Source organism: Mesobacillus sp. QJM3NY_10 (genome assembly GCF_056173465.1).
This window is the reverse complement of record NZ_CM149675.1, coordinates 3405611-3427714: the sequence shown is the minus strand read 5'-3', so window position 1 is coordinate 3427714 and position 22104 is coordinate 3405611. Positions and strand designations below refer to the sequence as shown.

Sequence of the window (22104 nt, the reverse complement as noted above, 5' to 3'; positions counted from 1 at the left end):
AGTATAATGGTTCGAGATGTGAAAATAGAGAGTATCCAGGAAATTAACATTGTTAACTGGAGGGGGAAGTTATGTCTGACGAAAAAAATAGTAAACTAGATAAAAAGAAGTTGATTGCTGAGAGGTTGGTTGAACAGCAAAAGGAAGCAAGAATTGTTAGGAAGATCGTATTCATCACGGCGATCGTCGGTATCCTGCTCATCGGGGCAGTAGGCGGAGGCGGATATTATTATATTAAAGAAGCCCTTAAGCCGGTAGATGCATCCAGCGAGAAGACGATTGATGTCAATATCCCGATTGGCTCCTCTACTACAGGAATCGGAAAGATATTGGAGGAAAATGGTGTAATCCGGGATGCGAGAGTTTTCAAATACTATGTGAAATTTAAAAATGAAGCAGGTTTTATGGCCGGGGATTACAAAATGAATCCGTCCATGACACTTCCAGAAATAATTTTGAGCTTGAAAACTGGTAAAGTCATGCAGGAAGTGGTCATGAAAATTACCATTCCTGAAGGAAAGCAGTTAAAGCAAATCGCTGGAATTATTGCGGAAAAGACACAGCAAAATGAAGAAGAGATTTTTAAACAGCTCAACGATAAAGAGTTCATCACAAAAATGATGGGTAGATATCCAGACGTTCTGACGGAAGACATATTAAAAGAAAATGTGAAGTATCCGCTTGAAGGCTATCTGTTCCCGGCAACTTATCCTTTCTATTCTGAAAAGCCAACGGTCGAGGAAATCGTTACTGTCATGTTGACTAAGACTAAGGAAGTTCTCGGTGAATTCAGAGGCCAGATGGAAGAAAAAGAAATGACGACACATGAATTGATGACGATGGCATCGCTCATTGAGGAAGAAGCGACTGAAAAAGTTGACCGCGATAAAATCGCGAGCGTTTTCTATAATCGCCTGGAAGACGGTATGATGCTGCAAACAGACCCTACTGTCCTATATGCGCACGGAGAACATAAAGACCGGGTGTTTTACAAGGATCTTGAAATTGATGACCCTTATAATACCTATAAAATCCAGGGGTTGCCGCCAGGCCCAATCGCCAATCCAGGGGTTATGTCGATTGAAGCCACTCTGGCACCTGCCGACACAGATGATATGTATTTCCTTGCAACGTCTACAGGAGATGTGCTCTTCTCTAAAACACTTGCAGAGCATAATCGCAAAGTGAACGAACATATAACAAACAAAAAATAACAGTAAATAAAAGGGGAAATGCAGAAAGGTTAGCATTTCCCTTCTTATTGTGATAAAATAATTCAAGTGTTTTTTTCTAGATTCAATAGTAATGTTACTGTCTACCGTAAGCTCCGAGTGGGAGCTCCGATTTATTTGATAGCGTGCATTGCAGAAGTAGGAGTTGTAGCTTATTTAGCTTATGGACCTGTATGGCATACTGCCTGGCGGTGTTCTCTCTAAACCTGTGAACGCTATTTTTTTCATGCTTGGACAGTCATTTAATATATCTACTCTGGCTGATCTTAGGCCTTTGAATAGAGGTGAAGCAGCTTGCTTAGTCTAGAGCTGCAAAGTTATATAGATTCTCTTATACAATCCCGGAATGGCCTCGTTGCAGAGATGGAGGAATATGCCCATCAAAACGGAGTTCCAATCATGGAGCCGGCAGGTATTGAAACCATGCTGCAGTTCTTGAGAATACAGCAGCCGGAAGCGATTTTGGAGGTAGGGACTGCAATTGGCTATTCAGCACTAAGGATGGCATTCGCCCTGCCGCAAACAAAGATCGTCACTTTGGAACGGGATGAGGAACGGTTTAAGCTTGCTGTTGATTATATTAAGAGGGCAGACATGCAGCAGCAGATCATCCAAATCAGTGGTGATGCGCTTGAGCTTGAAGAGGAAGTTGCCGGCCATGCTCCATTTGATGCCATTTTTATTGATGCTGCAAAGGGCCAGTATAAGCGTTTTTTTGAAATATACTCAAGGCATTTAAAGCCTGGAGGCATGATCATTACGGATAATGTCCTTTTTAAAGGGCTTGTATATAATCAGGAGGCAGATAGCAGAAGACTTCGCAGCCTGGTTAAAAAAATAGACGAATTCAACCGCTGGCTTGCTGCCAATCAGGAGTATGATACTGTCATACTGCCGATAGGCGACGGGATAGCGGTTAGTAAGAAGAGGTGAACGGAATGAATAAACCTGAATTATTGGTAACTCCAAAGAGTGTTGAGGATATTATTCCACTGGCGGAGGCGGGAGCAGATGCTTTCTTGATTGGTGAACAGAAATTCGGCCTGCGGCTCGCTGGTGAATTTAACCGTGAAGACGTAAAGCAGGCAATCGAACTGGCACATTCAAAAGGCAAGAAAGTGTATGTCGCTATGAACGCGTTATTCCACAATGAAAAAGTGGACTTACTTGGTGAATACCTGACTTTCCTTAAGGATGTCCATGCCGACGGAGTTACTTTCGGCGACCCGGCAGTACTGATGGCCGCAAAGGAAAATACCCCGGAAATAAAGCTTCATTGGAGCACGGAAACAACAGGCACGAACTGGTATACTTGCAACTATTGGGGCAAGAAGGGTGCAAAACGTGCCGTTCTTGCAAGGGAAATCAATATGGACGCTATTGTTGAGACTAAGGAAAATGCCGAGGTTGAAATCGAGGTGCAGATTCACGGAATGATGAACATGTTCCAGTCTAAACGACCATTGCTCGGACATTACTTTGAATACCAAGGCAAAGCGCTTGAAGTTGAGAACCGCAAACAAGAACGCAATATGTTCCTTCATGATAAAGAGCGAGAAAATAAATACCCTATTTTCGAGGATGAAAATGGCACTCATATCATGAGTCCTAACGATATTTGCATTATTGACGAACTAACGGAGCTTGTGGAAGCTGGAGTCGATTCTTTTAAAATTGACGGCATCCTGAAGAGCCCTGAATATATTCTGGAAGTTACAAAGCTTTATCGCAAAGCCATTGATTTGGCTGTTGAAGACCCAGACCAATACGATGAAGAAAAAGACGGCTTGCTTGAAGCAGCGGAAAAACTGCAGCCGCCAAACCGCCCACTGGATACAGGATTCTTTTTCAAAGAGACGGTTTATTAACAGTAAGAACTATGAGGAGGTTGCGTAATGACAGCAGTAGCAGATAATATCTCGCAAATTGTTGACGGGAAGCGTGTGATCGTGAAGAAACCAGAACTGCTTGCGCCAGCCGGTAATCTTGAAAAACTTAAGATTGCCGTACAGTATGGTGCAGATGCCGTCTTCATCGGCGGGCAGGAGTATGGTTTGCGCTCGAACGCAGATAATTTTACATTCGAAGAAATGAAGGAGGGCGTAGAGTTTGCCAGGGAATATGGCGCCAAAATCTATGTCACAACAAACATCTTCGCACATAATGAAAACATCGATGGTCTTGAAGACTATCTATTAGGCTTGAAGGGAGCTGGCGTGCACGGCATCATTGTCGCTGATCCTCTGATCATCGAAACTTGCCGCAGGGTCGCTCCAGAGATTGAAGTACACTTAAGCACACAGCAATCCCTTTCAAACTGGAAGGCTGTCCAGTTCTGGAAGGAAGAAGGTCTTGAGCGTGTTGTTCTTGCGCGTGAAACAAGTGCTGATGAAATCAAGGAAATGAAGGAAAAAGTAGATATCGAAATCGAAACCTTCATCCATGGAGCAATGTGTATTGCATACTCAGGCCGCTGTACATTGAGCAATCACATGACAGCACGTGATTCTAACCGCGGCGGCTGCTGCCAGTCTTGCCGCTGGGACTATGACTTGTACACACTTGAAGGAAATGAAGAAAACGCCTTGTTTGCTGAAGGTGACTCTCCATTTGCGATGAGCCCAAAGGATCTTAAGCTGATCGAATCGATTCCACGCATGATTGACCTTGGAATAGACAGCTTGAAAATCGAAGGCCGCATGAAGTCGATCCACTATATAGCGACGGTAGTCAGTGTATACCGCAAAGTGATTGATGCTTATTGCGCAGACCCTGAGAACTTTGTCATCAAGCAGGAATGGCTTGAAGAATTGGACAAATGTGCGAATCGTGAGACAGCAACTGCCTTCTTTGAGGGAGTTCCTGGGTATAAAGAGCAAATGTTTGGAAACCATAGCAAAAAGACAACTTTCGATTTTGCCGGACTTGTGCTTGATTACGATGCTGAGACGCAAATGGTAACACTTCAGCAAAGAAACTACTTCAAGCCAGGCGATGAGGTTGAATTCTTTGGTCCAGAAATCGAGAACTTCACTCATGTCGTTGAGAAGATTTGGGATGAAGATGGCAATGAACTGGATGTAGCCCGTCATCCTTTGCAAATCGTCAAGTTCAAGATGGACAAGCCTGTCTACCCAAATAACATGATGCGGAAGGAGAAGTAACTAAATGGACCGCAAACCTGTTGTAATTGGTGTAGCCGGCGGCTCCGGCTCTGGAAAGACTAGTGTAACTAAAGCGATTTACGATAGCTTTAAAGGCCACTCAATCCTGATGATTGAACAAGACTACTATTATAAAGACCAAAGCCATCTGCCAATGGAAGAGCGTTTAAAGACAAATTATGACCATCCACTGGCATTTGACAATGATCTTTTGATAGAACATATCCAAAAGCTGCTTCGCTATGAGGCGATTGATAAGCCAGTTTATGATTATGCTGTCCATACAAGGTCCAGCGAGGTTGTCCATGTCGAGCCCAAAGATGTGATCATTCTTGAAGGAATCCTGATCCTTGAGGATGAGAGACTGCGCAACTTGATGGATATCAAGCTCTATGTTGATACAGATGCAGATTTGCGGATCATCCGCAGGCTGCTTCGTGACATTAAGGAGCGTGGCCGTTCAATGGATTCTGTCATCGAACAGTACGTGAATGTTGTCAGGCCGATGCATAACCAGTTCATCGAGCCGACCAAGCGTTATGCAGATGTGATTATCCCCGAGGGCGGACATAACCATGTGGCGATTGACCTGATGGTAACAAAAATTCAAACAATTCTTGAACAAAAATCATTTTTGTGACACAATAGCATAGATAATGTGGACATGGAAGTACTTGAATAAAGTGCTTCCTTTTGTCCAGAGAAAAATAAATGGCCTGAAATGGCTCTATTTAAAACGCGCGCCCTGGTGAAGGACGCGCTCCTGTATATTTTTCAGGTTACATAATATAATATTACACAATCTATTTTTTGGGGAATTGTGAAGACTAGAAGGAGTGAAGTATTTTGGCTACAGAAAAAATTTTTCCTATGACACAGGCTGGAAAAGAAAAGCTAGAACATGAATTGGAACAATTGAAAACGGTAAAACGTAAAGAAGTTGTTGAGAGAATCAAGATCGCACGAAGCTTTGGCGACCTTTCAGAGAACTCTGAGTATGATTCAGCAAAAGAAGAGCAAGCCTTTGTTGAAGGCCGTATCACGACTCTTGAAAATATGATCCGCAATGCAAAAATCATCCAGGAAGATGAAGTAAGCACAGATGCAGTCAGCCTTGGCCGCACAGTAACTTTTGTCGAGCTTCCTGATGGCGATGAAGAATCCTATACAATCGTGGGAAGCGCTGAAGCTGACCCGTTTGAAGGCAAAATTTCAAACGACTCTCCGATTGCCAAGAGCTTGATGGGCAAAAAAGTTGGAGATGAAGTCACTGTCCAGACTCCTGGCGGTGAAATGAACGTTCGCATCACGACAATTAAGTAAATACCGTATGTTTGAAATATCAGCACCTCGTCAACACTTTTGACGAGGTGTTTTTTTATGCGTAAAAACAGAATGGTCGCCTGGATTTCCATTTGTATAGCTGTCTTTGGTCTGCTGATGTTACGGCTGGCACAGCTGCAGCTAATTGATACAGAGTCCTTTTCCAAGCATGAAATCAATTTAATAGAAGCGAGCGTTAAACAAAGGTCGCAGGAAATGGTCGTTGACAATGGCAGGGGGAATTTCCTTGACAGGTCAGGAGCACCTCTATCCTATGAAACTTCGTCTGTTCTTGTTTTGTTTCCATTTTTAAAGAAAATGGACTGGGAAGCTGACAAGGTTGCAAGGACTATCGGTGTATCTATATACGCTTTGAAAACTGCAGTGGAAAAGTCCAAGGAACCATTCGCCTTTGGTGACCCAAATCCGATAATCTTAACAAAGAGTCAAATGGACATTATTAATGAGATGGAGATCCCCGGGGTATTTGCTGTTGAGAGAAAGTATCCATTAGCGAAGGTACCGGCTGCCCAGCTTCTGGGTATTACTGGAGAGAATGAATCACTTCTGAAATCAAGATATGGGGAGAAAGATTTACTGCCAAGGACCCTGATCGGTATATCAGGGCTGGAAAAAAGCTTTGACGAATTCCTGGTTGCTGAGGGGAAATCCAAGCTAGTTTATCATGTCGACGGGGCGGGAGCACCACTATTCGGGATCAATGTAAAATACATAGATCCAGCAAATCCCTTTTATCCAATCAATCTGCAGACATCGATAGACAAAGATCTGCAGATGATCCTTGAGGAAAAAGTTGACGAGCATAATATCAACAGAGGCGGCGTCGTGCTGCTGGATATTGAAACGAACAGCATACTGGCAATGGTTTCAAGACCAGACATCAACCGTGTAAACCCTTTTAATGGAGAGGGAACAGAAAATATGATGGTCAAGCAGCATATACCTGGTTCTGTCTTTAAAACGGTGGTTGCTGCGGCAGCAATTGATCATGGGCTCGATGATCCAGCGAGGAAGTTCGATTGCAGCAAGACGATCAGCGGGGATCCAGATTTGAAATATGAGCATGGTATACTCAATTTCGCTGATAGCTTTGCAGTAAGCTGCAACAGGACTTTTGGGGAGGTAGCCCGGGAACTGCAAGAGAAGGACCCAAATATGCTTGAAAAATACGCGGAGATGCTATCCATCACAGGCGGTGCTGGATGGAAGGGTGACATTTTTCACCTGGAAGATTTCGAACAGCTGCAAGATGAGGAAAAGGGACGGGTATTTTTATCAGATGAAGCGAGGAAAGATCGAAATTTTGCAGCTTTATCAGGTATTGGCCAGCATGAAGTGAGGGTGTCTCCTCTCGCTGTTGCGAACATGATGGCTACGATCGCCAGAGGAGGAGAAAAAGACATGGTCAGGGCAGTTTTCTCCATCCAGTACCAAAATGGTGCCAAAATGACCGAATTTCCCAAAGAGAAGCTTGAAGGAGAAAAGATTTCTCCGTTTACAGCCATGAAACTGCAAAAGCTTTTACGAGAGGTCGTTTTGAATGAAGAAGGTACGGGGAGATGGTTCACGGACTTGCCATATACGGTGGCAGGAAAATCCGGGACTGCTGAAACCGGAATATACAAAGAAGACAAGCAATTGCACAATAAATGGTTTGCTGGATATTTTCCTTATGAAAAACCTAAGTATGCACTAGTGACTGTCAACTTAGGGGTTCTGGAGAATGAAGGCGGGGTGAACCCTCTTTTTGCGGATATAGTAAAAGAGGTCTATGCAATTAACCATGGAACCCTGGAGGAAGGTCCTAGAAACGATTGAAACAGCATTAGATGAATATAAAATCCTTCAAGTTTGACCCAAGTCATGGTAGAATGTTGACAACCTTATAAGGGAGGGAAAGATCTTGAAGCACGATTATGACAACCTAAATGAGGGGACACGTTCAGGAAAAAGATCCAAGCGCAGAAAAACGAACCTTATTTTAAATAGCTTGATTGTTGTCGTTATTTTGTTGATTGGAATTGTCTCTTTTAACATTTTTTTCAGCAATGATGAAGGGGCAGCCGACCAGAACGATGTTGCGGCAGAAAAAGATGCCGCAGCCCCTTCAGGAAACAAAGATGATAGCAAAGATACAGGCAAAAAGAATGACCTTAAAGATTCTGATGAAAAAGACGATAGTGCAGCAGAATCTACCGAATCTGAAGAAGCAGATGAGGAATCTGCAGAGGATGAGGAATTGGCTGAACCCATCGTCACAGAAGGCGGCAGCGATGCCAATGTCAAGCAGACGATTGAGAATCCTGAATGGAAGCCTGTAGGAACAACCCAATCTGGAGAACATAATACCGTTTTTGACCAAAATGCCGTTGATTGGCAGGAAATGATTCTTGCATATTCATATGCTACCGGAATTGATAAGAATAATATGACGGTATGGTTTAATGGAAATGGCGGTGCGCCTAATACCGCGGTAGGAACCATCTCTGAAAAGGGAAGTGACCAGACGTTTAGGGTATCGATTCAATGGGTGGACGGCCAGGGCTGGAAGCCAGTTAAAGTAGAAGAATTGATTGAGAATGATCAGAAGAGATAATGTGATTTATTGAGGGGCTCTTGAAGAGAGCCCCTTTATTTTTTTACTTTGAAATGGACAACAGCTGAATAGAACAGCCGTCCTTTTTCATCTAAATGCATTTGATGTGATACATGATGGACAGCCAGCATAATCGCCTTATTAATTTCAATCTGTTTATTTATTTTTTGTTCCAAGGTTTTCAAATCGATCGCTTCAAAAAATTCAACCTTATCTTCAATTAAATCGAATTGGAAATTCATTAATTCAGCTCCCTATATGTAGTTTTGTTAAAATAGTCTCTGTAGTGCTTTAATAAAAATAGCAAATTCTCTATAAAAATAAAACATTTTTTGATAAATTAAAACGATAGGCATATTTCGACGTTTTACACCGAATTCTAGTTAGTACAAATATGCTCAAGTGTTTTTACATAGGAGAGATTAATATGGGAAGCAAGTTATTATATAACGGCACCATCGTTACGAGTAACACAAATAATGAAGTGATCGAAAATGGCGCTATTGGCATTGAAGATGAAAAAATCATTTATGTGGGAGCAACACCTGAAGATTTTGCTTCTTATGATGAAAAAGTAGATTTAAAAGGCAATATTCTCCTTCCGGGTCTGGTCAATACACATGGACATACACCAATGTCCTTGCTGAGAGGGTATGCAGATGATTTGCATTTGCAAACCTGGCTGGTAGAAAAAATTTGGCCGCTTGAAGCAAAATACACAGCTGAACATGCAAAATGGGGCGCCAAGCTTTCTATCCTTGAAATGATCCGTACAGGTACAACGACTTTTGTTGATATGTATGACAATATGGATGAAATCGCAAAGGCGGTTGATGAAGCAGGAATACGTGGAGTACTGTGCCGCGGTGTGATTGGCTTTGGTTCGGATGAGCTTCGACAAAGCAAGCTTAAGGAAGCGGCGGACTTTGCGAAAAGCTGGAATAATGGCGCAGGTGGCCGTATTACGACTATGCTGTCACCGCATTCTCCTTATACTTGTTCACCAGAGTATATCACACAAATCATTGATAAATCAGTCGAACTGAACGTACCACTGCATACGCATATGTCTGAAACGAAATTTGAAGTAGAGAAGAATATCGAGGACTTTGGTGCAACACCAGTCGTACACCTGAACAACCTTGGTTTTCTTGACCGGCCATCATTGGTGGCACATGCTGTCCATGTGACCGACGAGGATATTGAAATCCTTGCCGAAAAAGATGTGAAAGTATCTCATAATGTGATCAGTAATCTCAAATTGGGCAGCGGAATTGCCCCGATTGGCAAAATGCTCGAAAAGGGAGTTACAGTTAGCCTTGGTACAGATAGCGTCGCTTCAAACAATAATCTGGATTTATTTGAAGAACTGAAAGCTTCGGCGACAATCCATAAAGGAGCAGCAAGGGATGCAACTGTAATAACTGCCCAGCAAGCCTTAAGAATGGCGACCATCCAGGGAGCAGAATCTCTTTGGCTTGAGAAAGAGATTGGATCGCTGGAAGTTGGCAAAGATGCAGATTTTATTGTCGTGAACGCCAATCAGTCATTCTTTTATCCTAAGCATAATCCAGTATCCCATCTTGTTTATTCCGGATCTGGACGGGATGTCAAGGATGTCTATGTCCAGGGAAAACAAATACTAGATAATGGGCAGTTCAAAACGATTGATGAAGAAAAAGTACTTTATGAAGCTAACAGAATGTCGAAACTCCTTTCGTAATTTTTTACATAGAGAGTTATAAAAAAAGACTAGAAGGCGCATCCTTGGAAAACAAATTTTCAATAAGAACATCGGAGGTTAGATTTATGAGCAGAATTGGTATTATAGGAGCAATGGATGAAGAAATTCAGCATATCCTCGACGCAATGAAAGACTATGAAGAAAAAAGGAAAGCAGGCATCACCTTTTATGTCGGCACTTTCAACGGATATGACGTTGTGCTTTGTAAGTCAGGGGTCGGGAAAGTTAACGCAAGCGTATGTACACAAATTTTGATTGATGAATTCGCTGCGTCCAATATTGTGTTTACGGGTGTTGCCGGTGCTGTTAATCCGGATCTGAAAATAGGTGATATCGTCGTTTCGACTGATTGTGTACAGCACGATATGGACGTACGTGCATTAGGCTTCAAGCTAGGGGAAATCCCTTATACAGAAGTATCTGTATTTAAAGCGGATGAGCGACTGGTGGATTTGGCGATCACGGCGAGCAAAGAAATTGTAGAGGATAAGAAAATCGTCAGCGGTCGTATCTTATCTGGTGACCAATTCATCGCCGACCGCGAGAAGGTAAAATTCCTGCAAGATGAGCTTAACGGTTATTGTACAGAAATGGAAGGGGCAGCCGTTGGACAGGTATGCAGCATGAACAGTATTCCATTCGTGATCATTAGGTCAATGTCGGACCAGGCAGATGGCTCCGCAGACGTGAACTTCCTGGAATTCACGAAACTCGCCTCCAAGAACTCTTTTGAAATCGTCAATGAGATGGTCAAGAACTGGAACCTGAATTAATTAACTTTAAATGGCTTTCAAGCTTACGATAGGATTTCGTTTTATAAACCATAGAATAATTTTAGCGTGAAATCACTTCTTTGGGGATTCACGCTTTTTTTATGTTCTAAGCAGATGCCAGTTCGGATAAGTGAGGGGTGGAGGTTGATGCAAATGCCTGAAGCGGGCCATGTTCGGACAAAACAGCAGTGGAAGCATAGGCAAATGTCCGAAGTAGGGCATGTTCAGACAAAACAGAGGTGGAAGCATAGGAAAATGTCCGAAGTAGGGCCATGTTCAGCCAATACAGCGGTGGAAGCATAGGGAAATGTCCGAAGTAAGGGCTGGTTCAGCCAAAACAGAGGTGAAAACCGCGGCAAATGTCTGGAGTAGGGGCAGGTTCAGCCAAAACAGAGGTGAAAACCGCGGCAAATGTCTGAAGTAGCACCAGGTTCGGCCAAAACAGAGGAGGAAGCCGTCGCAAATGTCCGAAGTAGCACCATGTTCGGACAAAACAGCAGTGGAAGCATAGCAAAATGTCCGAAGTAGGGCCATGTTCAGACAAAACAAAGGTGAAAGCCGCGGCAAATGTCTGAAGTAGCACCATGTTCGGACAAAACAGCAGTGGAAGGGTAGGAAAATGTCTGAAGTAGCACCATGTTCGGCCAAAACAGCAGTGGAAGCATAGGAAAATGTCCGAAGTAGGGCCATGTTCGGACAAAACAGAAGTGAAAGCCGCGGCAAATGTCCGAAGTAGCACCAGGTTCAGCCAAAACAGAGGAGGAAGCCGTGGCAAATGTCCGAAGTAGCACCATGTTCGGCCAAAACAGAGGTGAAAGCCGCGGCAAATGTCCGAAGTAGCACCAGGTTCAGCCAAAACAGAGGTGAAAACCTCGGCAAATGCCTGAAGGTCTTTTCAATAATAGGCACTTATTTTCCAGTATTTACTTACCGAAAAAGTGTTTAAAAAATGTTAAAGTAGGGTTGTGGTTAAGTCTGAAAGTGAAGGTGATAGATTTGGACGCTAAACAACTCTATGATAAAATGGTTGATTTTAAACAATATGGAACTGTACTTCTTGCTGTAGGAGTATTTTTTTACCTCGGTACGATCATTCCGTCTGAAACGAAAGTGATGACAGATATATATATTTCAACAGGTGCATCTGTTGGTTTCCTTGCTGGATCTGTATCATTCTTTTCAATTGCTAAGAAATTCCGTAGCCAGCTGATTGAAACTGAAGAAGGCCAGGAATTATTGATGAAGAAATAAACGTCCGTGCAGGGCGTTTTTTTTGTTGGATTTTGACGAATGCTTTTTGGAAAAAACGGCCAATAAAAGGTTTACAAAACAAAGGGAAGTGGATATACTTACCAATGTGGTTAAATAATTCAAAAGGAGGTCGAGTGAAATGATCATGATTGGATACTGGAATAACGCACAAACTTCATATTGTAATACGCATTCGACCGGATCGGACTGGATTATTTAAGCTGTTTTTTTACTAATACATCCATGGCCGCAGGGAGAATCGTGCCCCTGTGGCTTTTTTGTGCCCATTTTGCCGCAGGGGAGGAATCTTTGCGGCTTTTTGGGGTGGAATTAAAAAGGAGGTGAACCGATAATGACCTTAAATATCTTGTTTTTTACAATTACAATCAACAAACGCCAAATGTCTTTAGAAGAAATTCGCCATAACGAAATGGTAGAAAAAATGATTGAAGATAACAAAACCCGTCAAACAATGATGCGCCTGTTTTAATTCATTTGAATAATAAACTTTAGAAAGGTGGAAAGAAAATGATTTATTTAATTCAAAGAAGACTGGCTAGCTTATGGGTGGAGAAGGACACCACCTAACGACGGAGTCGGGAGGTAATTTGTATGTCACTGCATGTATTGCTATTAACCCTCATTTTCAAGAAAAAGAAATCCCATCGTTAACAAAATGTTCACATTAACTTCCTTTTAGCACCATCATTATATGATAAATTTGGTGTAAACACGGGTGAATACTAAAGGGGTGATGGGCATGTTCTTGATTGTCATGGGATTGGTGATCTGTGGCGCTGTCGGTTTGGTAGTTGCTGCAGAAGTGAGTGTGGAATAGAGTGTTAAAGAGGTATCAATCCTTGTGGTTGATGCCTTTTTTGTTTTCCTGAAACGCATATTTGAAAAAACGAAAACCCGGAGCAAATGCCCGGGTTTTTGTCATTGGATAAGAAAGTATAAATTTATCCACTTAGATTAGTGTCTAGCTCCAGCGCCTAGCCCCTCGAGTCGCTTGTCTAGCTGCGGCTCCTAGCCCCTCGAGTCGCTTCGGTCCTGCCAATGAAGTCAAAGAACGACTTCACTGTCAGGCCCTCCAGCGCTTGTCGGGGCTGAACAAGGCGCTTGCGCTTTTCTTATTGACCTTTATTCTTTTTCTTTTCTTTTTCGGCACGATAAAACTCATGGAACATTTTCATTAATGCCCTCTTCTCGATCCTGGATACATAACTTCTCGAGATGCCAAGTTCTTTGGCAATTTCCCGCTGCGTTTTTTCCTTCTTTAAATCAAGGCCAAAGCGGCCAACAATGACCTCTTTTTCACGCTCATCGAGGACATCGATATATTCTTTTACTTTTTCAAGCTCCATATTGAGCTGGATGGTATCAATAACATCTTCTGATTCAGACTTCAGGACATCGATCAGCGAAATTTCATTTCCTTCTTTGTCCTGGCCGATAGGGTCATGCAATGAAACATCCTTTTTAGTTTTTTTCAATGCGCGCAAATGCATAAGAATCTCGTTCTCAATGCAGCGAGCAGCATAAGTTGCCAGTTTGGTTCCTTTGCCTTCCGAATAGCTTTCGATTGCCTTGATCAGGCCAATTGTTCCGATAGAAATCAAATCCTCCGAATCCTCGCCGGTGTTTTCAAACTTTTTCACGATATGTGCGACAAGTCTCAGATTGTGCTCAATCAGCATATTTCTTGCGTGTGGGTCGCCATTTGCCATCAACCTTAAGTACTTTCGCTCATCAGCTGCAGATAACGGTTGAGGAAATGCATTGTTTTTAACATACGAAACAAGAAGGATCACTTCTTTAACTAAGTAGCCGAGTGCTGTTAGTATGCCCGACATGTTTCCACCCCCGCTTTTTTAGGCTTTCGCCTATAATAAATTCCTATGTCTTAAAGAGGTGGATTGTGTCTGTCCAATTAAATATTTTGTTTTGGAAATTTAATCCAGAATAATATTTCAAGAATCAATAGTTAATTCTGTGAACACCTTGTTTTGTCACTTTTTAGACTAAGAACGTTCACATAAAAGAAACAGACATAGACATAGGGGTATAGGTATAATTCAAGTGTAAGGTAAATCATTCGAATTTATTAGGAGGAAATAAATTATGGAACAGCAAGCACCATCTTTAGCGGTCATTTTATTATCGGAAGATCTTGAAAAGCTTCATGCAGGAGCACTTGTAGGTTCGGTTGCATCAATGTCAGGCATGACTGTGAATGTATTCGTCACAATGAACGCATTGAAGTCTTTCCGGAAAGACAGCTTTGAAACTACTGATTTCATCACTGGAACCATTGGCAAGGAAATGCTGGCTAAGAAGATCCCATTGTTCGATTCACTTTTACAGGAAGGTAAAGATATGGGAGAGCTTAATATTTACGGATGCGCACTGGCGATGGACATCATGGATTGGCAAGAAGAAGACATGATTGATGTATTTGATGGAGTAATCGGGGTTACAAAATTCCTTGGTATGACTCAAGGTGCAACAGTTATTACAATGTAAGCTGCAGAAGCAGGAAAAAGTGATATGGCGTGCAGGCCTTTCAACCCTTTCCCCTTCATGCAAAAATAAAAAATCTTTTCTAATTTTAACACAAAACTTAACTATATAGGAGGAAAAAATCATGAGTGAAGTACAAGTAACTAAATCAATCGATGCAAGAGGAGCATATTGCCCAGGACCACTAATGGAATTGGTAAAAGGAATCAAGACAGCGCAAGTTGGCGATGTTGTAGAAGTCCTTTCTACTGATAAAGGTTCAGCAGTCGATATTCCTGAATGGGTTAACAAAATGGGCCACGAAATTGCCTACCTCGAAAATGAAGGCGATGAATTCAAGATCGCGGTTAAAAAGGCAAAGTAAGGGATTGCTGTTTAAGCAGCCTTCATCAAAGAATCCAATAAAGAGGTGTGGACCAAATGACAAAGAAAATCGTCGTTCTTGGAGCCGGCAGCGCGGGTACTATGGTCGCAAACAAGCTTGCCCGCCAGCTTGGGGAAGAAATTAAGAAGCGTGAAGTCGAAATCACTTTGATTTCAAATACAGAAAAGCATATCTACCAGCCTGGATACTTATTCATTGCCTTCAATGAGAAGCCATCTGAGCATTTCATCAGAAAGCAGGAAACACTCGTTCATAGACATGTAAACCTGGTTTATGATGATGTTGAGAAAATTGATGTTGAGAAGAAATCAGTCAAAGGGAAAAAACAGTACCAGTATGACTATCTTGTGATCGCAACTGGTTCACATCCTGACTTCGACAGTGTACCTGGCTTAAGAGAAGGAGCGCATAACTTCTATACGCTTGAAGGTGCAGAACGCCTGCGCACTGATCTTGCTGCAATGGAAAAGGGTAGAATCCTGATTACAATTGATGTTCCACATAAATGTCCGGCTGCTCCACTTGAGCTTGCATTGATGCTTGATGATTATTACCGCAAGAATGGCAGACGCAAGGAGATCGAAATCAAATATTCTTATCCTATCGGCCGTATCCATTCTTTGGTTCCAGTAGCAGAATGGGCTCTTCCACAGTTTGAAAAGCGTGATATCAAATACGAAACATTCTTTAACCTAGAAGAAGTGGATCCAAAGCGCAAAGTCGCTATCACAATGGATGGTTCGGAACACGAATATGACATGCTGATTACGATTCCAGCCCATACCGGAGCTAAAGCAGTAATGGATTCTGGTATTGGAGATGAGTCTGGCTTCATTCCGACAAACCGTACAACATTGAAGATGATTAGTCAGGATGATGTGTACGTAATTGGTGACGCTACGAACCTTCCAATCAGCAAAGCTGGTTCAACAGCTCACTACCAATCTGAATCACTTGTTGCGAATATTATCAGCAGATTGACTGGCCGCCCGGAAACAGCTGTATACAATGGCAAGGTTGCGTGCTTCCTTGAGAACAGCCTTGAAGATGCCAGCATGATTACATTCGATTACAACAATCCTCCGCAGCCTGCAGAAACTTCTGACCTGCTGCACTGGTTCAAAGCTGTATACAATGAGCTTTACTGGTTAAATGCCAAAGGGATTTTATAGAAGGGGTGGTTGAGATGGCTACAGAAACACCTCAAGCTCAACAAAAAGAACAACATAAACTCGTCAGCTTCACCGATGCAGCCATGAACGCGGTAACCGGGGAAATGGTCTCAACGATCGCCGAAACAGGTGTCAAAATGGTTGAGATGGCTGATGACATCCTTCAGCCAGAAACACTTTCTTTACTGAAGACTTTGCCTGAAGTGGCTGAGAACCTCGAGAGAACATTAATGGAAGTTAAACGGATGGAAGAAACGGGTGTTCTTAAATCACTCATGCAGCTCGCCGATATGGCTGCAGCCATGAAGGGTGCCATGACAGGACCTATGGTTACTGACATGGCTGAAAAGGCCATTAAAGGTGTTGAACTTGCAGACTCCTTCGTTCAGCTTGGTGCCATTGATCTGGTAGACGGTATGCTTACTGCGTTCCATAATGCTCAAGAGGAAACAAAGGATAAAGAACCGTTATCATCCATGCAGCTGATGAAGGCTGTCACACAGAAAGAAACAAGAGAAGGCATGACATTATTGATCTCCTTCCTGCAAAACCTGCCGAAACAACTGAATAAATAAAAGGAGAGGGGAATTCCCTCTCCTTTTCTTCATTATCTTGGAAATTATAAAATAATTTCAATGTGGATACTTATATAGGTTTTTCTTAATCCAGCTCCAGCGCCTAGCCCCTCGAGTCGCTTCGGTCCGCCCAATGAAGTCAAAGAACGACTTCACTGGTCGGCCCTCCAGCGCTTGTCAGGGCTGAACGAGGCGCTTGCGCTTTTTCTTCATTATTTATAAAGAATATCATTCTTCATGCCTGTCAGTTTCTCCAGTACTTGATTGATGTCTTCTTCCGATACATTGAATTCCCTTAGGCTAGCAGCAAGGTGATTGGCGATGGCGCCAAAGTGCTCATCATTCAGGTTCATGCCTTTATGCGCGAGCTCCATGCTTCTTCCGGAATATTGGTTTGGTCCGCCCAATGCCCAGCTGATAAACAATGATTGGTGCCTGCGCTGTTTTTCCATGTCCGTTTCCTCGAAAAACTTATTGACTGTTTCATCTGCTAGTACCTTTTCGTAAAAAACATCGACTACTTTTGAAATGGCATCTTGTCCACCCAGACGATCGTATAAAGTTTCCATTCTATAATCCTCCTATTTAAGTTAACGTCACTATTATTTCTCTATATCCAAAGGATTATGAATGAAACCTTATAGAGCAAAATACGAATTTATTCAATCCATTTATAGCCCACTCCCCAAACAGTAGATAAATAATCGTCCACCGCAAAACCAGATTTCCGAAGTTTATCCCTTAGGTTCCTTACATGCGAATCGATCGTACGGTCTTCTGTTTCGACACCATATCCCCATATGGTTGAGATTAAGTGTTCCCTTGTGAAAACCTTATTAATGTTTTGCAAAAATAGGCTAAGCAAGGCAAATTCCTTGGGCGTAAGAGGAATCGAAATGCCATTATACTGTACTTCATAGGAGTCTGTGTTAAGTTTCAAGCCATTGAAATTGAGAAGGGTGCTTTTGACAGAGTGTCTCCTAAGTACTGCTTCTATTCTTGCAATTAATTCACCTTCATCAAAAGGCTTGGTTATATAGTCATCAGCTCCTATTTTCAAGCCTCTGACAACGTCTGGCTTCTCACTCCTGGCAGTAAGCATGATGACGGGAATATCCCAATGCCTGCGAATTTCAATGCATGTCTCCCAGCCATCCATCTCGGGCATCATGACATCAAGCAACACGAGATCAGCATGGTTATCCTCCAGAAAGCTGATGGCCTCATTGCCGGAAGTTCTTTTAATGCATTTATATCCTGCTGGTGTTAAATACAGCGCAAGCAAATCAAGCATACGCGTTTCATCATCTACTAACAAAATCGTGGACATATAAAAACCCCTTGAAAGATATTCTTGAGTTTATCTTACACGAAAAGTTTGAAAAAACCGTGCACTAATGATGAATTTCACATATCATTTGGGCTCTGTTTAAGCTCAATGATTTTTTTAAAGGTTCGCTAAAAGCCCAAACCAAAATGGACAGAATCCCATAAAGTAATAATAGGATACGGAAAAGGAGTGTGAAAGTATGCCTTACGGTTACTATCCACCATACGGTGCACCCTATGGAGGGTATCCGGGATATTACGGAGGAAGTGGTGCATGGTTTGCACTGTTTATCATCCTGCTGGTCATCGTCCTGATATTTGGCGGTTGGTGGTATTTCTACGGATAGAAGGTAAAAAGGTTTATCCTGAAAACAGGGATAAACCTTTTTCCAGTCCTGAAATTTTTCTCCCAGCCTTAGATTCAGTTACATCCGTTCAGAAAATTATTTGAAAAAATAGAAATTTTAGAAAAATAACATTATAATAATATAATAGAAAAAAAGGGGGAACCAATCAATGTCCAATACATATTCAGAAGTCTGGGACTTAGACGTGTTTTTTGAAGGAGGAAGTGATTCACCCGAATTTGCTGCGCACCTAAAGGCTGCAGGTGAGGAAATCACACAATTCAAGAAGGAACTTGAGGGCTGGCAGCCAGCTGACCAGGCAAGTGAAGCTGGCAGACTGGCGAGTCTTGTTGAAATGTTTGATGGAGCAGCCAGGAAGGTAAGGCAGGCAGGGGCTTTTGTAAGCTGTTTGCATGCTCAGAATACTGGTGATAAAAAAGCCGGACAATTAAAATCGGCCGTTACAGAACTTAGTGCATCATTGCAAACAGCGCTGACGATCTTTGACCAGAAGCTATCCAGCTTTTCGGAAAATGTGTGGGAGGAGCTTGTCAAGGAAGGACTGTTGCATGAGCTGCGTTTTGTACTGACAGAGCGCCGCGAACGGGCTGCGGAAAAGCTTTCCGAAAAAGAGGAATCAGCAATCAATGCCTTGAGTGTAGATGGCTATCATGGCTGGGGCCAAATGTATGACCTTCTTGTTGGCAACACGAAAATCAATTATAAAGAGGAAAGTTTATCTGTCGGCCAGGCAGCCAATAAACTCTCCGATGCTGATCGCTCTGTACGTAAAGAAATATTTGCTCAATGGGAAAAAGCCTGGGGAGAAAATGAGGATGCCTTCGCAAAGACTCTTAACCACCTTGCAGGTTTTCGATTGAATGTCTATAAGCTCCGCGGCTGGGAAGATGTATTGAAAGAGCCGCTTGATATTAATAGGATGAAAAAAGAAACTCTTGATGCCATGTGGGAAGTCATTTCCGATAATAAGGAGCCATTTGTTCAGTTCCTGAATCGTAAAGCGAAGCTGCTTGGGGTTAATAAGCTGAGCTGGTATGATTTGGATGCGCCAATTGGCAGTGCGGAATCTAAAATGTCCTATCAGGAAGGGGCAGATTTCATCGTCGATAATTTCGAGCAATTTGGCAAGGAAATGGCCGACTTTGCGAAACTGGCATTTGAAAATAAGTGGATTGAAGCGGAAGATCGTCCTGGAAAAGCGCCTGGAGGATTCCATACTTTCTTTCCGGAGAGCAGCCAATCCCGAATATTCATGACCTACTCAGGCACACCATCCAATGTCTCCACACTGGCTCACGAGCTTGGACATGGATTCCACACATATGCGATGAGAGATTTACACTTGCTGAACCGTAATTATGCAATGAACGTTGCCGAAACAGCATCTACCTTCGCTGAAATGATCGTTTCTGATGCTTCTGTAAAAAATGCGAAATCGAAAGAAGAGAAGCTCAGTCTGTTAGAGGATAAAATTCAGCGGTCGGTCGCACTATTGATGAATATTCATTCCAGGTTCCTGTTTGAGACGAAATTCTATGAAGAGCGCAAGCAGGGAGTTGTCAACGCTGAAAGACTGGGTGAATTGATGGAAAACGCGCAAACCGAAGCCTACGGAGGAGCTCTAGAGGAGTATCATCCGTTATTCTGGGCTTCAAAGCTGCACTTCTTTATTACTGGAGTGCCGTTTTATAACTTCCCGTATACATTCGGTTACTTATTCTCCCTTGGCATTTATGCAATGGCCCAGGAAGAAGGCAAGGGATATGAAGAAAAATATATCGCTTTGTTGAAGGACTCCGCTTCCATGACAGTCGAGGAGCTGGCACAAAAGCACCTGAACGTCGACCTCACGAAAAAGGATTTCTGGGAAAAAGCAGTCCGTATGTGTGTGGAGGATGTCGAAGAGTTCATGGCATTGACAGAGTAGTTACTGCTGCTTATAAAGGTAGAGAAAGCTGACGAACAGGATTCCTTTGCCGTTGAACGATTAAGGGCCAAAGGCAAGCCTTGCGGAACAAATATACATGAGAAAACCCAGCCATTCAGGCTGGGTTTTTATACTTTTTTCAGTTTGAATGGACTGACCATCAGCAGACTAAGGGTGATCATAATGAACAGGAATGTCTGAGGCGGAACATGGGGAATGGCCAGGAAGCTTAGTGTTGCCAGCACTCCTGCTGCTGTGATCGGCAACCCTGTGAAATATCCGTTATTCTCGGTGATATTGAATCGTGCAAGGCGGAAGGCGCCGCAGCCTATATAAAAAACGATGAAAAAGGCTCCTGGAGCACCGAAATCGGATAAAATTCCCTGATAGATTAATAATGCAGGTGCAACTCCAAATGATATAATATCACTCATGGAATCCAGCTGCTTTCCAAGTTCTGATTCAATATTAAGTTTTCTGGCTACCATGCCGTCAAATCGGTCTGCAAGGGCGGCAATGAAAATCAATAAGAGGCTTAAGTTCAGATTACCGTGAATGGCCACGATAATCGCAAATCCACCTAAAGAAAGATTCGCCAATGTCAGAAGATTGGCTGTCTGGGATTTTACTTTCTTGACTGTTGAGTCGAGTACATCATGCAGAAACATATATTTTCACTCCTTATAATCGGAAAAGGGAACTAGCACATTGGGTTATTATATAATAATATATAATTCTAAGCTGATTATGCTATTTCGTAAAGATTTCTTTTAATAGTTTTCGAAATTTCAGATTAATTCTCACAAAACAAAGCTTAACCTGTGCAAACACTTAAATAATAATCGGAGGTAAGACTATTGTTCCAATCTATATATCGCTTGCTAATAGAATTGACAAATGGGAAGTGGACTTCGGCCATTTTGCATAAATTCGCAAAATCCAAAAGCAGTAAAAGGATTATTCCTTCGTTTGCTAAAACGTATAACATCAACCAGGGGGAAATGGAAAAGCCAATTGGGGAATATGAAAGTCTCCATCAATTTTTCATCAGGAACCTTAAAGAAGGCGCAAGGAGAATAGATGAGGATCCTCTGTCAATTGTTAGTCCAGTAGATTCAGTAATCGAAGAGATTGGACAAATCGAGGCTGATAAAACGATCCTGGTAAAGGGAAAGGTTTATTCTATTTCTGAGATGCTCGGAAGTGACGAAGCAATGGCCAGGTACGAGCAGGGTACTTATATGATCTTTTACTTGAGCCCAAGCCATTACCATCAAATTCACAGCCCGGTAACTGGAGAGGTAACCAATCAATGGACCTTGGGATTGAAGTCATACCCTGTAAATAAAATGGGGTTGAAGTATGGTAACTACCCGTTGTCTAAGAACTACCGAAAGATTACTGAAATCAGGCATAATGCTGGTATGGCAGCTGTCATTAAAGTAGGAGCCATGTTTGTCAATTCGATTGAAACAACACATGATGGAACGAAGCTGGAAAAAGGTGATCAAATGGCATACTTCACCTTCGGCTCGACTATAGTCTTGCTGTTCGAAAAAGACACTATTAACCTGCTGCCGCAAATTACTCCTCCATACCATATTAAGTATGGTGAGAAAATCGGCACATTAAATGGACAAGGCTGAAAAGCGGGGGGCACAGGCTGAATCTGTGCCTTTATCCTTTTCTATTACGTTTAGCTCAAAAAAAAAGCCCTTTTA

The 22104-nt window shown here is 42.4% G+C and carries 25 protein-coding genes; 20 read left to right on the top strand and 5 right to left on the bottom strand.

Annotated elements, in window-relative coordinates; genetic code table 11:
- The first annotated feature begins 71 nt into the window (after nucleotides 1–71).
- From mltG to AC0VX7_RS17310, 8 genes are all read left to right on the top strand, one after another.
- Nucleotides 72–1214: an endolytic transglycosylase MltG gene (gene mltG / locus AC0VX7_RS17345; protein ID WP_475425190.1), complete on the top strand. Its 1143-nt coding sequence runs from the start codon at nucleotides 72–74 to the stop codon at nucleotides 1212–1214.
- A gap of 312 nt (nucleotides 1215–1526) precedes the next feature.
- On the top strand, nucleotides 1527–2165 hold the full coding sequence (locus AC0VX7_RS17340) for an O-methyltransferase (protein WP_475425189.1): 639 nt from the start codon (nucleotides 1527–1529) through the stop codon (nucleotides 2163–2165).
- A 5-nt stretch (nucleotides 2166–2170) separates the two neighbouring features.
- Nucleotides 2171–3100, top strand: a complete 930-nt coding sequence (locus tag AC0VX7_RS17335; RefSeq protein WP_475425188.1) for a peptidase U32 family protein — start codon at nucleotides 2171–2173, stop codon at nucleotides 3098–3100.
- A gap of 27 nt (nucleotides 3101–3127) precedes the next feature.
- The gene (locus AC0VX7_RS17330) at nucleotides 3128–4396 is read left to right on the top strand and encodes a peptidase U32 family protein (RefSeq protein WP_475425187.1); all 1269 of its coding nucleotides are present in this window, start codon (nucleotides 3128–3130) and stop codon (nucleotides 4394–4396) included.
- Between the two features lie 4 nt (nucleotides 4397–4400).
- Nucleotides 4401–5036: a uridine kinase gene (udk, locus tag AC0VX7_RS17325; RefSeq protein ID WP_102263678.1), complete on the top strand. Its 636-nt coding sequence runs from the start codon at nucleotides 4401–4403 to the stop codon at nucleotides 5034–5036.
- A gap of 206 nt (nucleotides 5037–5242) precedes the next feature.
- On the top strand, nucleotides 5243–5719 hold the full coding sequence (greA, locus tag AC0VX7_RS17320; protein ID WP_475425186.1) for a transcription elongation factor GreA: 477 nt from the start codon (nucleotides 5243–5245) through the stop codon (nucleotides 5717–5719).
- Between the two features lie 57 nt (nucleotides 5720–5776).
- Nucleotides 5777–7558: a peptidoglycan D,D-transpeptidase FtsI family protein gene (locus AC0VX7_RS17315; RefSeq protein ID WP_475425185.1), complete on the top strand. Its 1782-nt coding sequence runs from the start codon at nucleotides 5777–5779 to the stop codon at nucleotides 7556–7558.
- Nucleotides 7559–7643: 85 nt separating this feature from the next.
- Nucleotides 7644–8336 (top strand): DUF1510 family protein, encoded by a 693-nt coding sequence (locus AC0VX7_RS17310; RefSeq protein ID WP_475425184.1) that lies wholly within the window; start codon nucleotides 7644–7646, stop codon nucleotides 8334–8336.
- A 35-nt stretch (nucleotides 8337–8371) separates the two neighbouring features.
- Here the strand turns inward: AC0VX7_RS17310 and AC0VX7_RS17305 are convergent, their stop codons facing one another.
- A complete protein-coding gene (locus AC0VX7_RS17305; protein WP_215036790.1) occupies nucleotides 8372–8578 on the bottom strand; it encodes a YrzA family protein in 207 nt (68 codons plus the stop codon).
- 185 nt (nucleotides 8579–8763) lie between these two features.
- Between AC0VX7_RS17305 and AC0VX7_RS17300 the strand changes: the two genes are divergently transcribed.
- The 5 genes from AC0VX7_RS17300 (at nucleotide 8764) to AC0VX7_RS17280 (ending at nucleotide 12594) form a co-directional block, all read left to right on the top strand.
- Nucleotides 8764–10059, top strand: coding sequence for an amidohydrolase family protein (locus tag AC0VX7_RS17300; RefSeq protein WP_475425183.1), 1296 nt, complete (start codon nucleotides 8764–8766; stop codon nucleotides 10057–10059).
- Nucleotides 10060–10145: 86 nt separating this feature from the next.
- Nucleotides 10146–10853, top strand: coding sequence for a 5'-methylthioadenosine/adenosylhomocysteine nucleosidase (locus AC0VX7_RS17295; protein WP_475425182.1), 708 nt, complete (start codon nucleotides 10146–10148; stop codon nucleotides 10851–10853).
- A gap of 147 nt (nucleotides 10854–11000) precedes the next feature.
- On the top strand, nucleotides 11001–11156 hold the full coding sequence (locus tag AC0VX7_RS17290) for a hypothetical protein (RefSeq protein ID WP_475425181.1): 156 nt from the start codon (nucleotides 11001–11003) through the stop codon (nucleotides 11154–11156).
- Nucleotides 11157–11840: 684 nt separating this feature from the next.
- The gene (locus AC0VX7_RS17285) at nucleotides 11841–12104 is read left to right on the top strand and encodes a YrhC family protein (protein WP_475428192.1); all 264 of its coding nucleotides are present in this window, start codon (nucleotides 11841–11843) and stop codon (nucleotides 12102–12104) included.
- Nucleotides 12105–12456: 352 nt separating this feature from the next.
- Nucleotides 12457–12594 (top strand): YrzI family small protein, encoded by a 138-nt coding sequence (locus AC0VX7_RS17280; protein WP_215036793.1) that lies wholly within the window; start codon nucleotides 12457–12459, stop codon nucleotides 12592–12594.
- A 643-nt stretch (nucleotides 12595–13237) separates the two neighbouring features.
- On the opposite strand, the gene sigK is transcribed toward AC0VX7_RS17280, so the two are convergent.
- Nucleotides 13238–13960 carry an RNA polymerase sporulation sigma factor SigK gene (gene sigK, locus AC0VX7_RS17275; RefSeq protein WP_023627218.1) on the bottom strand — a complete coding sequence of 241 codons (723 nt, stop codon included), beginning with the start codon at nucleotides 13958–13960 and terminating at the stop codon, nucleotides 13238–13240.
- Between the two features lie 268 nt (nucleotides 13961–14228).
- Between sigK and AC0VX7_RS17270 the strand changes: the two genes are divergently transcribed.
- The 4 genes from AC0VX7_RS17270 (at nucleotide 14229) to AC0VX7_RS17255 (ending at nucleotide 16759) form a co-directional block, all read left to right on the top strand.
- On the top strand, nucleotides 14229–14630 hold the full coding sequence (locus AC0VX7_RS17270) for a DsrE/DsrF/DrsH-like family protein (protein WP_041965171.1): 402 nt from the start codon (nucleotides 14229–14231) through the stop codon (nucleotides 14628–14630).
- 121 nt (nucleotides 14631–14751) lie between these two features.
- Nucleotides 14752–14991, top strand: a complete 240-nt coding sequence (locus tag AC0VX7_RS17265; protein WP_226606969.1) for a sulfurtransferase TusA family protein — start codon at nucleotides 14752–14754, stop codon at nucleotides 14989–14991.
- A gap of 56 nt (nucleotides 14992–15047) precedes the next feature.
- The gene (locus tag AC0VX7_RS17260) at nucleotides 15048–16184 is read left to right on the top strand and encodes an NAD(P)/FAD-dependent oxidoreductase (protein ID WP_475425180.1); all 1137 of its coding nucleotides are present in this window, start codon (nucleotides 15048–15050) and stop codon (nucleotides 16182–16184) included.
- 14 nt (nucleotides 16185–16198) lie between these two features.
- On the top strand, nucleotides 16199–16759 hold the full coding sequence (locus AC0VX7_RS17255; RefSeq protein WP_475425179.1) for a helical membrane plugin domain-containing protein: 561 nt from the start codon (nucleotides 16199–16201) through the stop codon (nucleotides 16757–16759).
- Between the two features lie 212 nt (nucleotides 16760–16971).
- Here AC0VX7_RS17255 and AC0VX7_RS17250 read toward each other — a convergent pair whose 3' ends face one another.
- Together AC0VX7_RS17250 and AC0VX7_RS17245 are read right to left on the bottom strand one after the other, a co-directional pair.
- Nucleotides 16972–17328 carry a group I truncated hemoglobin gene (locus AC0VX7_RS17250; protein WP_041965174.1) on the bottom strand — a complete coding sequence of 119 codons (357 nt, stop codon included), beginning with the start codon at nucleotides 17326–17328 and terminating at the stop codon, nucleotides 16972–16974.
- 89 nt (nucleotides 17329–17417) lie between these two features.
- Nucleotides 17418–18089 (bottom strand): response regulator transcription factor, encoded by a 672-nt coding sequence (locus AC0VX7_RS17245; protein ID WP_475425178.1) that lies wholly within the window; start codon nucleotides 18087–18089, stop codon nucleotides 17418–17420.
- A gap of 199 nt (nucleotides 18090–18288) precedes the next feature.
- Here AC0VX7_RS17245 and AC0VX7_RS17240 point away from each other — a divergent pair, with 199 nt between their 5' ends.
- Together AC0VX7_RS17240 and AC0VX7_RS17235 are read left to right on the top strand one after the other, a co-directional pair.
- Nucleotides 18289–18435, top strand: a complete 147-nt coding sequence (locus tag AC0VX7_RS17240) for a hypothetical protein (RefSeq protein WP_215037043.1) — start codon at nucleotides 18289–18291, stop codon at nucleotides 18433–18435.
- A gap of 169 nt (nucleotides 18436–18604) precedes the next feature.
- A complete protein-coding gene (locus tag AC0VX7_RS17235) occupies nucleotides 18605–20383 on the top strand; it encodes a M3 family oligoendopeptidase (protein WP_475425177.1) in 1779 nt (592 codons plus the stop codon).
- A 128-nt stretch (nucleotides 20384–20511) separates the two neighbouring features.
- Here AC0VX7_RS17235 and pssA read toward each other — a convergent pair whose 3' ends face one another.
- Nucleotides 20512–21051: a CDP-diacylglycerol--serine O-phosphatidyltransferase gene (gene pssA, locus AC0VX7_RS17230; RefSeq protein ID WP_215037045.1), complete on the bottom strand. Its 540-nt coding sequence runs from the start codon at nucleotides 21049–21051 to the stop codon at nucleotides 20512–20514.
- 189 nt (nucleotides 21052–21240) lie between these two features.
- On the opposite strand from pssA, the gene AC0VX7_RS17225 reads away from it, so the two are divergent.
- On the top strand, nucleotides 21241–22029 hold the full coding sequence (locus tag AC0VX7_RS17225; protein ID WP_475425176.1) for a phosphatidylserine decarboxylase: 789 nt from the start codon (nucleotides 21241–21243) through the stop codon (nucleotides 22027–22029).
- Nucleotides 22030–22104 lie beyond the last annotated feature (75 nt).